The sequence below is a fragment of the Actinotalea sp. C106 genome (assembly GCF_023630195.1).
In the GTDB taxonomy this organism is placed as follows: Bacteria; Actinomycetota; Actinomycetes; order Actinomycetales; family Cellulomonadaceae; genus Actinotalea.
The window spans coordinates 1-10,051 of the sequence record NZ_JALPKN010000106.1 but is presented as its reverse complement, the minus strand read 5'-3'; the positions used below and the strand labels follow the sequence as shown (position 1 = coordinate 10,051).

Genomic DNA, 10,051 nt, shown 5'->3' with positions numbered 1-10,051 from the left:
GCGACGTCGTCGGGCGGGTGGCCTTCGAGGTGCACCGGCGGTTCCTGGCGCCGTTCGTCCAGCCGGGGGCGCGGGTGCTCGAGGTCGGGGCCGGGCCGGGGCGGTTCACCGCCGAGCTCGCGGCCCTGGGTGCGACGGTGGTCGTGACGGACCTGTCGCCGGTCCAGCTCGAGGCCAACGTCGCGACCCTCGCCGGCACCCCTGCGGAGAACGCCGTCGAACGTCGCGAGCTGCTCGACGTGTGCGACACGGCCCGGTACGACGACGGCGAGTTCGACGCAGTCCTGGCCTACGGCGGGCCGCTGTCGTACGCCTTCGAGGAGACCGAGGCGGCGCTCGCCGGGCTGCTGCGGATCACACGTCCGGGGGGCCATGTGGTGGCGTCGGTCATGTCGATGCTCGGCACGTGGCGCCATCACCTGCGCGGCGTGGCGCAGGCCGCGCAGGTCGCCGGGGAGGACGCGAACGACCTGGTGCTGCGGACCGGGGACCTGCGCCACCTCCCGGGGGCCCCGCACGTGTGCCGGATGTTCCGGTCGCGCGAGGTGGCCGAGCTCGCCAGGGCGGTCGGTGGGCGCATCGTCGCGGCGAGCGCGAGCAACTGGGCCTCCTTGGCCGACGCCGAGACCCTCGCCGCGCTCGAGGCCGACCCCGACCGCTGGGCCCGCTTCCTCGCGCACGAGGTCGAGGCGTGCGCCGAGCCCGGAGCCCTCGACGGCGGCACCCACCTCCTCGTCGCCGTCGAGCACGCCCCCTGACCCCGTCGAGTGGTCACTTCTTGCCGCATCCCCGCAGCCCAAAACCGGCAAGAAGTGACCACTCGACGGAGCGGGGCACCGCGGAGGGCGATGTGGTGAGGGCTGGGGCGGGCTCGCGGCGGATCGTGCTCTAGTCGTGACCCGCTGGGCGCGCACGGGCGCGTGGGATCGCCTTGACTGGTCTGGGTGGCCCAGGGGCCGCGGACAGGGGGAAGCATGGGCACGGCGACGACGCCATCACCGCAGGACGAACAGCCACCGGGACCTGAACCCGACGCCGGGACGGACGACGAGGGCCCCGCCGCTGAGGGCGTCAGCGCCGGTGTGATCGTGCGGAGGACCGCCGCCGTCCTGCTCGGCACCGCGAGCCTGCTGGTGTCGCTGGCGGGGGTGGGCGCAGCGATCGTGCTGGTGACGATCACCGCGGGGCTAGCGCAGGACCTGTTCGGGGAGGACGAGCAGGTGGCCGTCGTCGTCGAGGAGCCCGGCGAGGGAGGCGCGGAGGACCCCGCCGAGGACCCGGCACCTGAGGAGGAGCCCGCCCCTGAGGAGGGGGCTGAGGAGCCCACCGAGTAGGCAGCGCCCTCAGGCGTGGCCGAGCTGGTCCGCGTTGAGGCTCGTCACGGTCGTGAGCAGGAAGGCGGAGTCCTCGAGGGCGCTCACGGCGTGACGCTCGTGGGTCAGGACCACGAGCTCCCCCGCGGCGACCTCGGGCCCCTCGACGCCGGTGACCCGCACGCGGCCGGTCAGCACCTGGAGGCTCGCCGCAGGGGGCGAGTTGTGCTCGGACAGCTCGGAGCCCGCCGTCAGGGCGATCACCGACTGCCGCAGGACTCCGTCGTGCAGCACGAGCTCGGCGCTGCGGCCGTGGGGTGAGCCGTGAGCCGCCTCGAGGTGGGTGGTCGCCAGGGCTGTCAGGTCAGACATCACGTCTCCTTCGCCGTCGTGCCCCCATCAGACCATCCAGGACGACGAGCCGCAGCGGTTCCCGTGATCACACGCCCGCACGTAGTTGCGTAGTCACGCATCTATGCAGATAGTGGACCCCATGCGCAGCGCCCTGGCCCACCCCGCCTACCGCCGGCTCTACCTCGCGCAGGTCGTGGCGCTCGCGGGGACCGGGGTCGCGACCGTCGCCCTCGCGCTCCTGGCCTTCGACCTCGCCGGGGCCCAGGCCGGGGGCGTCCTCGGCACGGCCTTCGCGATCAAGATGGTCGCCTACGTCGCGGTCGCACCGGTCGCGGCTGCGGTCGTCGCACGGGCTCCCCGGCGGGCGGTGATGATCGGCTCGGACCTGCTGCGGCTCGCGGTCGCGGCCTGCCTGCCCTTCGTGAGCGAGGTGTGGCAGGTCTACCTGCTGGTCTTCGTGATGCAGGCGGCCTCGGCGACCTTCACCCCCACCTTCCAGGCCGTCATCCCCGAGGTGCTGCCGGACGAGGAGGACTACACCGCGGCCCTGTCCTTGTCCCGGCTGGCCTACGACCTCGAGGCCGTGCTCGCCCCGATGCTCGCCGCGGCACTGCTCCTCGTCATGCCCTCCACGGCCCTCTTCTTCGGCACGGCGGTCGGGTTCGCCGGGTCGGCCCTCCTGGTGGCAGCGACCACCCTGCCCCGGCGAGCACCGCGAGGGCCCGACGACGCCGCGGAGCCGCCCTTCTGGGAGAGGGTGCGCCGTGGCGCGGTGATCCTCGTGCGGACCCCGGCCCTGCGGCCCGTGCTGGCCCTGAACCTCGCGGTCGCCGCCGCGGGGTCCCTGGCCCTGGTCCAGACCGTGGTCATCGTGCGGTCGGTCCTCGGGCAGGGCGAGGACTCGGTCGCTGTGCTCCTCGCCGCCCTCGGTGCGGGGTCGATGGTCGCCGCGCTGGCGCTCCCCCGGGTTCTGCGCCGACTCCCGGAGCGCCCTGTGATGCTCGGCGGCGGCGTCGTGCTCACCGCGGCGACGGCCCTCGTTCCGGCGGCCATCGGGGTCCCGGGCACGACGTGCGCCCTGGTCTGCGTGGGGGCGCTGTGGTTGCTGGTCGGTGCAGGATGGGCCGCGGTCGAGACCCCCGTGGGGCGCCTGATCCGGCGACACGTCCGCGGTGCCGACCTGCCAGCGGTCTTCGCCGCGCAGTTCTCGCTGTCCCACGCGTGCTGGCTGGTGACCTACCCCCTGGCCGGCTGGCTCGGCGCCGTCGACCTCGGCCTGACCGCCGTGGTCCTCGCGGGTACCGCAGCCGTGGCCACGGTCGCGGCCTGGCGTTGGTGGCCTCCGGCGTCGTCGACCCCTGGCCGTGTGACGCAGGGTGCGCCGGCTCGCGAGGTGGGATCATGACGATCGTGGCCCCGACCGAGCGCGCAGCCCCGCCTGAGGCGGATCTCGACCACGCCGTCGAGGTGCTCCGACTGCTCGCCGACCGCACCCGTCTCGCCGTGCTGGCCATGCTCGACGGGACCGAGATGTCGGTCTCGGCGATCGCGGAGGCCCTCGACCGCCCCGCCCCCGCCGTGTCGCAGCATCTCGCGAAGCTGCGTGCCGGACGCCTGGTTGCCGCTCGTCGCGCGGGGACGACCGTCTACTACAGCCAGCCCGACGAGCACGTCGCGGCCCTGGTCACGAACGTCCTGCAGCACACCGAGCACACCCTCTACGAGGCGCCCCCGCACCACCGGTAGTGGGCCTGCCGAGCTCGGGGCGCGCAAGAACGGGCGGCCCTCGCACACAGGCCAGATGAGCGACCCGCTCACCGCGCCTCGGAGACACTGCGATGACACCGTCCTACCGCTCTCGGTCAGCCCCGGCTGCGGCGAGCGTCCTCGCCATGGTCGGGCTCGCCGGGTGTGCGCCCTCGGGTACCCAGACCTGTGTGGACTGGGTCGACTTCGCGTCACCGGCCGACGCTCTCGTGGACGCGGAGCTCGCGGTGACGGGCGAGGTTCTCGAGGCGATCGACACCGCCGAGCTGTACGGCGTCCAGGCGACGGTGTGGTCGGTTCGAGTGACGGACGCACCCCTGGTTGGTGACCCGCCGGAGGCGGACGAGATCCGCGTGATCTCGACCCCCGTGACCTGCACGGGCGACGAGATCTACCCGGAGGGCGACCCGCTGGACACGGCCGACCCGCTGGTCCTCGTGCTCACCAGCGACGCAGCCGATGGTGACTGGCGCACGATCACCCCGAGACAGGGTGCGGTACCCGCCGGGCCCGACGGCGAACTGCCCCTCACGTGGCCCGAGGACGCACAGCGTTAGGGACGCACCGCGAGGCACGCGTAGGCGATCAGAACTCCTTCGGCCACCAGGACGACCCACGCACGGTTGCGGTACCGCTCGAGGTTGGCCCCGATCACGCCGAGGACGCAGAGGAGCACGAGCGTCAGGATCCAGAAGCTGGCCCAGTACTGCCGGAGGTCGGGGTTGCATGCTCTGAACGGCGGCATGATGGCGAAGCAGGTGTCGGGCGTGTAGGAGGCGATCGACCAGATCAAGGCCCCACCACCGACCGCGAGGCCGACCAGGGCGCCGGTCAGCAGGCGTGGCGACAAGGCCCTGCGTGTGACCTCTCGCGCGGGGGCTGACATGGCACGACGATAGCGAGGCACGGGCCACGTGACAGGCGAACGCTGGCGGGAGGAACGGCCTCCTTCTCCGCGACCCGAGTGCCGCGAGCAGTTCTCGCTCAGCCGTCCCGACCGAGCGCCCGGACCGGCCCGACGACGTGGACGTGCACGGATACCCCGTCGACGTCGGCCGGGATGTCTGTCGCGACGACGGTCCGGGCGATGTTGACCTGGACGCAGTACCCGTCTCCGTCGGGGGCCAGCCCCACACCCTCGATGCCGTCGTGCCCGGCGAGCACGTCGCGGAGGCGTGACTTCGCGGCCCTGGCGTGGTCCAGGTCAGCCATCGCGCACCTCGTCAGCCCGCGAGCTCGGCCCCCAGGGCCTCGAGCACCGCATCGATGGGGTTGAGGTAGGTCAACCCGGTGCCATTCTCGCCCCCGGTCTCACTGCCTGCAAAGAGCAGGCCGAGGGCCGCCCCGTCGGGCCTGCGGTAGACCAGCGAGCCGCTGTCGCCGCCGCGCGAGAAGGGCCCGACGCCGGTCCCCTCGACCTCGATCTGGTTGTCGAGACTGATATCCCCCAGCCCGGGCCCGTAGCCCACGACGACGTCGTCGAGCTCGATCGCCGTGACGCGCCCCTGGGTGATGCCGGTGGTGCGGCCGATCTTCTCGACCTCCTCCCCACCGAGGGCCACGGCCGTGGTGCTCACGGCGCCGACGGGGAAGCGGAGGTCGACCTCGGGGGCCTCGAGGCTGGCCAGGGCGGCGTCGACCAGGGCGCGGCTGCCGGGCTCGAGAGCGACGAACCCTGCGAGCGCGCCGATCCTGTCCTGCGGGTCGCGGCCACCGTCGGCCGGTCCGGGCTGCAGCACGACGTCCCCGGTGATGCCCTGCGGGGAGCCGACGAGCACGTGGTAGTTCGACAGGGCGTGCAGCACCCCGTCCACCCGGACGAACCCACCGAGGGTGCCCGCGCTGACGTGGACGTGCGCGATCGAGACCCCGGGCCGCAGCGGGCGGGACCGCCCTGTCTCGCCGACGGCCTGCGCGGTGATGACCGGCGGACGCGGGCCGGGGCGCGCCGCAGCGGGGCTGATTCGGCCGGTACGTCTCACGTCGACCCCGGGCCCGACGTGCTCGGTCACCCGCCGCACGACCATGCGCGCCGTCGGGACGCCCAACCGGTACCGCACGGCGACCCCGAAGCCGCCGTCGGGCTGCGGGGCCAGACCCAGGGAGACGCCGGCCCGCAGGGCAGCCGGGGAGTCGGCGGAGGCGGGCTCGACCCTGCTGGCCGTCGCGCGGCGGTCGAGCACCTCCCCGATGAAGGACGCGAGCTCGCTCTTGCGCTGCCGGGCTTCCTGAAGATCCATGTGCGCTCCCCTGTCGTGTGAGGTCGAGTCTGCCCTCCCCTACCGACACCGCGACACGCTGATATCGTATTCGGTATCAGATTCCGGGAGGAACCCCGATGACCCTCGCTGCGACGACGATCCGGCGGACCCGGGCGGCTGCAGGCTTGACCCAACGCGCCCTGGCTCTCGCAGCATCGATCCCCCAACCCGTGATCGCGACGATCGAGCAGGGCCGGCGCGACCCGTCCTCGGCTCTGCTGGAGCGGTTGGTCCGGGCGGCCGGGCACACTCTCGTGCCCGTCCCCGGGGTCACCGACGTTCCCGCAGACTTCGTCGACGCGATCCGTGACCACGTACTCGCAAGCGACGACGGCCGAGCCTTCCGGACATTCCTCTCCCTCAACGACGCCTTGGTGCGCTACGAGCCGGGCTTCCTCGTCGCCGTCACACTGGCCGACCCCGGCACCTGCGGGGCAGCGCACTACGACGCGCTGGTTGCGGGCCTCGTCGAGCACGTGCTCGACCGCCGCGCGCTGCCGACTCCCCTCTGGGTGAACGCGCCCCGGCGGTTCCTCGACCACGAGTGGTTCGTCGACGACACCCCGTACGCACGGGCACACGACAGGACGGACAGCCCACCCGCGTTCGCGCGCCGCGGAGTGCTCATCGCCCCGACCGAGCTTGATGCTGCATGAGCCCCCTGTTCGAGCGCGACGACCTCGTCGACGGTCTGACCGAGCTCGCGACAGCCTTGGCGGACGACGGAGTCTCGGCGACACTTCGTGTCGTCGGAGGCGCGGCCCTCGCCCTGCACCACATGGACCGCGGGGTCACAGCGGACATCGATGCCCTGCTCTACGGCGACGGTGAGGCAGTGCGACATCACGTCACCCGCATCGCACGCACACGCGGCTGGCCGGAGGACTGGCTGAACGACGCCGTGAAGGCCTACCTGCCCTTGTCCGGGGATCCTGAGTGGATTCAGATCCTCGTCCGCGACGACGTGAGGGTCTTCGTCGCACCCGCTGACATGCTCCTCGCTATGAAGCTGAACGCAGCACGCGGACGGCGCGACTCCACCGACATCGCGCACCTCCTCGACGCCTGTTCGATCAGGTCGGTCGAAGCAGCGGAGGCTCTCTTCGAGCGCTACTACCCGGGCGAGGCCATGAAGGAGCGGGCCCTGGCAGACCTCACGTCTCGATTCACACGGGAGAACTGACCGGGGAGCGCGCGGGCCTGGGGCTCTCCCCGGCGCGCACCCCCACCCCCCGGCTCGTACGGTGCTGAGATGAGCAACGACGACGCCAAGCTCTCCTTGGTCGGCTCGGTCTCCCTCGGCACCGGGGTGATGGTGGGCGCCGGGATCTTCGCCCTCGTGGGCCAGGTCGCCGAGCTCGCCGGACCGTGGGTGCCGCACGCCTTCCTCGCAGGTGGACTGGTCGCGGCGCTCAGCTCGCACGCCTACGCGCGCTACTCCGCGGCGAACCCGACGTCGGGCGGCATCGCCATGCTGCTCAAGGCCGCCTACGGCCCTGGCTTCATCGCGGGCTCCTTCTCCCTGTTCATGTACGTGTCGATGGTCGTGGCCGAGAGCCTCCTGGCCCGCACCTTCGGCACCTACCTGCTGCGCCCGTGGGACCTGCAGGACTCCGCGGTGCTGGTGCCCGCCCTGGGGGTGGTGGTCATCGTCGCGGCGGCCCTGATCAACATCGGCGGCGTGGGGTTCGTGGAGAGGTCGGCGAACGTGTCGGCAGCGATCAAGGTGATCGGCCTGGGCGCCCTCGCGATCGCCGGGCTGGTCGCCGCGGGCGGGGCGTCGGTCGGTGACGCCTTCACGGGGACCACCACCGACGACGGCGCGGGGGGTGGCGTGCTCGGCGTGCTGGCCGCCACCACGTTGTGCGTCCTGGCCTACAAGGGCTTCACGACGATCACCAACCAGGGCGAGGACCTGCGCGAGCCCGAGCGCCTCCTGCCCCGCTCGATCTACCTGTCGATCGCCCTCTGCACGGGTCTCTACCTGCTGATCACCCTCGCCGTCACGGCGAGTCTCGAGGTGCCGCAGATCGTCGAGGCCCGGGACTACGCCCTGGCCGCAGCCGCCGAGCCGCTGTTCGGCTCCTGGGGCGTGAACCTGACGATCCTCGTCGCCGTGGTCGCGACCATCTCCGGGCTCCTGGCCAGCATCTACGCGGTCTCCCGCCTCTACGAGATGCTCCACAGCATGGGCGACGTGCCCTTGCTGCCCATCTCGCTCAAGCGTCAGCCGGTGCTCATCACCGCGACCCTCGCGATCCTCGTCACGGTCTTCTTCGACCTCTCGCAGATCGCCTCGATGGGCGCCATCCTCTACCTGACGATGGACATCGCCGTGCAGTGGGGCGTGCTGCGCCGCCTCGCACCCGACATCGGGGCCCGTCGGTGGATCCCCGCCGTGACCATCGCCCTCGACGCCGTGATCCTCACGGCCTTCGTCACCCTCCAGCTGCAGCGCAGCCCGGCCGTCGTCCTCGCCGGGGTCGGCACCGCCGTCGTGATCCTCGTCGCCCAGGGCTTCGTCACCCGCCACCAGCACCGCACCGCGGACGACGACGAGTCGGCGGGCTCGGAGCACGGCGCCCGCTGAGCGCTCCCGCACCGCACCGTCACCCCTCCGGGTGACAGAACCTGGGAGTTGCCTGGCAATCGGGTGAGACAGGTCATCCCGAGGGTTCGATACGCCGATGTATCGGACATGAGCATTCCCCCCGTCGGCCCTGCAGCCGTCTACTCGGCCCAGACCGCCCCGGCGTCCCCCGCCCTCGAGGGCGCGAGCACGGGCGAGGTCCCAGCCGCCCCGCCAGTCAGCTCACCCACCGCCCCCGCACCGCCGCCTGCCGAGGGCGCCCCCACCTCGAACGTCGGCCCGGGGGACGCCCTGCCGGGCTACGTCACCGCGACGGCGGGCCTGCTGGGCATGGGCGTCGACCAGGTCCTCACGGCCCTCGGCCAGGGCACCACGCTCACCGAGCTGTTCGCCGAGCACCGCGGCAGCATCGAGGTCGGTCGGACGGAGATGAGCCGGGGCACCGAGCAGGGACAGCTGGTCGACCGCGAGGTCTGAGCGCGCCTTCATCGACGCTTCATCGGTCCTCGACCGCGCCTTGAGGCCGCCCTGCGAGGTTGAGGGATGGGCGCCGTCGGCGCCCGAGGCGCGAGAGGAGCGAACCGATGCCGTGGTGCATGGACCTGGGCACGGGCGGGTGGCTGATGCTCACCTCGGCCCTGGCGATGCTGGGCGTGGCGGTGTGGGTGGTGACGCGGCTCTTCCCCGCCGCCCCGGAGCCAGACCCCGTCGCGGTGCTCGACGCGCGGCTGGCCGCGGGAGAGATCGACCTCGAGACCTACCGGGTGCTCCGCGCAGAGCTCGGCGGCAGGCCCCGGTCGCGAAGCGGCGAGCTCGGATGATGGGCCACCTCGTCGCGCTGCCGTTGCTGCGCGGTGGTGTCAGCCCGTCGCAGCCGGCAGCGTGACGCAGAACGTGGCGCCCTTCCCTTGCCCTCTGCTCTCGGCGGTGAGGGTCCCGCCGTGCGCCTCGACCAGCGCCTTGGAGATCGCCAGGCCGATGCCGGACCCGCCGCGGGCCCGGTCGCGCGCGGTGTCGGCACGGTAGAACCGCTCGAAGAGGTGCGGCAGGTGCTCCGGCTCGATGCCCTCCCCGGTGTCCTCGACGACCAGGGCCACCGCACCCGCGACGGCGGAGGCACGGAGGGCGACGTGGTCCCCGACGCTGGTGTGGCGCAACGCGTTCATGACGAGGTTGTCCAGCACCTGCCCGACCCGCTGCGCGTCCGCCCGCACGGCCGGGGTCTCGGCACCGACGACGGCGAGGGTGACACCTGCATGCTCGGCCCGCTCCCGCCAGGTGAGCTCGACGCGCTCCAGGAGGTCCCGCGGTGCGAGCATCTCGAGGGACAGCACCAGGTCGCCCCCTTCGGCGTGGGTGACCGCGGCGAGATCCTGGGCGAGGTGGGAGAGCCGGGATGCCTGGTGGCGCAGCACCGCCACGGTCGACTCGTCCATCGGCTGCACGCCGTCCTCGACGGCTTCGAGGTACGCGACGATGGTGGCGACAGGTGTCCGTACCTCGTGCGCGACGTCTGCGAGGAGACGGGCACGGAGCCGCTCGGACTCCTGCAGGCGAGCCGCCATCCCGTTGAACGACTCGGTCAAGGTGTCGAACTCGGCGCCCAGACCTGCCGCGGGCACACGGGACTCGTACCGTCCCCCACCCAGGCGCGCGGCCGCCGTCGAGACCGCACCGAGCGAGCGGCTGATGCGGCCGGCCAGCACCAGGCTGACGGCTGCGGAGGCGACGGCGGCCGCTCCCAGGGCGAGGGCGAGCGAGACCGC

At 72.6% G+C, this 10,051-nt stretch carries 15 protein-coding genes; 10 read left to right on the top strand and 5 right to left on the bottom strand.

All coding sequences use genetic code 11. The annotated features are described in order from the left end of the window. Both L0B03_RS09010 and L0B03_RS09005 read left to right on the top strand, forming a co-directional pair. A partial coding sequence (locus L0B03_RS09010) for a bifunctional 2-polyprenyl-6-hydroxyphenol methylase/3-demethylubiquinol 3-O-methyltransferase UbiG (protein WP_250445477.1) occupies window positions 1-758 on the top strand: 758 nt, incomplete at its 5' end. A 330-nt stretch (window positions 759-1,088) separates the two neighbouring features. Further along, the gene (locus tag L0B03_RS09005) at window positions 1,089-1,334 is read left to right on the top strand and encodes a hypothetical protein (RefSeq protein ID WP_250445476.1); all 246 of its coding nucleotides are present in this window, start codon (window positions 1,089-1,091) and stop codon (window positions 1,332-1,334) included. Between the two features lie 9 nt (window positions 1,335-1,343). On the opposite strand, the gene L0B03_RS09000 is transcribed toward L0B03_RS09005, so the two are convergent. Then, on the bottom strand, window positions 1,344-1,685 hold the full coding sequence (locus tag L0B03_RS09000) for a cupin (protein WP_250445475.1): 342 nt from the start codon (window positions 1,683-1,685) through the stop codon (window positions 1,344-1,346). Between the two features lie 121 nt (window positions 1,686-1,806). Between L0B03_RS09000 and L0B03_RS08995 the strand changes: the two genes are divergently transcribed. The 3 genes from L0B03_RS08995 to L0B03_RS08985 all read left to right on the top strand — a co-directional run bounded on the left by L0B03_RS08995 (window position 1,807) and on the right by L0B03_RS08985 (window position 3,991). Continuing rightward, on the top strand, window positions 1,807-3,072 hold the full coding sequence (locus tag L0B03_RS08995) for an MFS transporter (protein WP_250445474.1): 1,266 nt from the start codon (window positions 1,807-1,809) through the stop codon (window positions 3,070-3,072). Beyond that, window positions 3,069-3,413, top strand: a complete 345-nt coding sequence (locus tag L0B03_RS08990; RefSeq protein WP_250445473.1) for a helix-turn-helix transcriptional regulator — start codon at window positions 3,069-3,071, stop codon at window positions 3,411-3,413. Before L0B03_RS08995 ends, L0B03_RS08990 begins: the two co-directional genes overlap by 4 nt. 92 nt (window positions 3,414-3,505) lie before the next feature. Then, window positions 3,506-3,991 carry a hypothetical protein gene (locus L0B03_RS08985; protein ID WP_250445472.1) on the top strand — a complete coding sequence of 162 codons (486 nt, stop codon included), beginning with the start codon at window positions 3,506-3,508 and terminating at the stop codon, window positions 3,989-3,991. Here the strand turns inward: L0B03_RS08985 and L0B03_RS08980 are convergent. From L0B03_RS08980 to L0B03_RS08970, 3 genes are all read right to left on the bottom strand, one after another. After that, on the bottom strand, window positions 3,988-4,320 hold the full coding sequence (locus L0B03_RS08980) for a hypothetical protein (RefSeq protein ID WP_250445471.1): 333 nt from the start codon (window positions 4,318-4,320) through the stop codon (window positions 3,988-3,990). The genes L0B03_RS08985 and L0B03_RS08980 overlap by 4 nt on opposite strands. A 98-nt stretch (window positions 4,321-4,418) precedes the next feature. Then, a complete protein-coding gene (locus L0B03_RS08975) occupies window positions 4,419-4,646 on the bottom strand; it encodes a hypothetical protein (RefSeq protein ID WP_250445470.1) in 228 nt (75 codons plus the stop codon). A gap of 11 nt (window positions 4,647-4,657) precedes the next feature. Beyond that, window positions 4,658-5,674, bottom strand: a complete 1,017-nt coding sequence (locus L0B03_RS08970) for a S1 family peptidase (RefSeq protein ID WP_250445469.1) — start codon at window positions 5,672-5,674, stop codon at window positions 4,658-4,660. Between the two features lie 98 nt (window positions 5,675-5,772). Between L0B03_RS08970 and L0B03_RS08965 the strand changes: the two genes are divergently transcribed. The 5 genes from L0B03_RS08965 to L0B03_RS08945 all read left to right on the top strand — a co-directional run bounded on the left by L0B03_RS08965 (window position 5,773) and on the right by L0B03_RS08945 (window position 9,106). Then, entirely contained in the window at window positions 5,773-6,351 is a 579-nt protein-coding gene (locus tag L0B03_RS08965; RefSeq protein WP_250445468.1) for a helix-turn-helix transcriptional regulator, read from the top strand. Then, a complete protein-coding gene (locus L0B03_RS08960; protein ID WP_250445467.1) occupies window positions 6,348-6,878 on the top strand; it encodes a DUF6036 family nucleotidyltransferase in 531 nt (176 codons plus the stop codon). Before L0B03_RS08965 ends, L0B03_RS08960 begins: the two co-directional genes overlap by 4 nt. Before the next feature lie 69 nt (window positions 6,879-6,947). Then, window positions 6,948-8,285 carry an APC family permease gene (locus L0B03_RS08955; protein ID WP_250445466.1) on the top strand — a complete coding sequence of 446 codons (1,338 nt, stop codon included), beginning with the start codon at window positions 6,948-6,950 and terminating at the stop codon, window positions 8,283-8,285. Window positions 8,286-8,393: 108 nt separating this feature from the next. Then, window positions 8,394-8,762, top strand: coding sequence for a hypothetical protein (locus L0B03_RS08950; RefSeq protein ID WP_250445465.1), 369 nt, complete (start codon window positions 8,394-8,396; stop codon window positions 8,760-8,762). Between the two features lie 107 nt (window positions 8,763-8,869). Continuing rightward, entirely contained in the window at window positions 8,870-9,106 is a 237-nt protein-coding gene (locus L0B03_RS08945) for a hypothetical protein (protein WP_250445464.1), read from the top strand. Window positions 9,107-9,145: 39 nt separating this feature from the next. Here the strand turns inward: L0B03_RS08945 and L0B03_RS08940 are convergent. Continuing rightward, the coding region (locus L0B03_RS08940; protein WP_250445463.1) for a HAMP domain-containing sensor histidine kinase at window positions 9,146-10,051 on the bottom strand (906 nt) is incomplete at its 5' end.